This is a genomic window from Streptomyces sp. NRRL B-24484 (assembly GCF_000717715.1).
GTDB lineage: Bacteria > Actinomycetota > Actinomycetes > Streptomycetales > Streptomycetaceae > Kitasatospora.
In genome coordinates this window covers 1-462 of record NZ_JOAI01000151.1, presented here as the reverse complement: position 1 = coordinate 462, position 462 = coordinate 1, and the positions used below count along the sequence as shown (strand labels likewise).

The 462-nt window shown below is 69.3% G+C and carries 1 protein-coding gene; it reads right to left on the bottom strand.

Going from position 1 to position 462, the window contains the following annotated elements; translation table 11 throughout:
• Positions 1-258: 258 nt before the first annotated feature.
• Positions 259-462, bottom strand: a 204-nt coding sequence (locus tag IE98_RS44065) for a hypothetical protein (RefSeq protein WP_043176442.1), incomplete at its 5' end; no start/stop codon positions are given.

Sequence of the window (462 nt, the reverse complement as noted above, 5' to 3'; positions counted from 1 at the left end):
GGCTGGTTCGCCGGGGCTGACCCGGGCACCCCTCCCGAGCGTGTATCAAGTGCTGACCGTCAGACTATCCCGCCACAGCGCCCCTCCCCATCCGGCCAGAAAACCCACCGCCCGACCCCGTCCAAAACCGGGGCCGGGCGGTATCAGAAACCCACCGTCGGCACATCCCGCCACAGCCACTACCCCCATCCGGCTGCCCCACAAAACCTCGGAGAATCCAGGTGGGCAGGGATTGGTGCGCTTTTCTTGGCCGGGAAATCAGCGTGGGTTGAGCTGGCGGTAGACCGCGGTGGCGGCTTCGTCGAGCGAGCGGAAACGGGCGCTGTCGCCGGTGGCAGGGTCGAGGAGGTAGCGGCCGTGGAGGCTGGCGGCCCAGCCGTCGGGGTGCAACTCGGCGTGGCCGACCTCGTCGTCGCCGAGGAGCAGGGGGTGGATGGTCGGTTGTGGGGGGTTGGTGGAGCC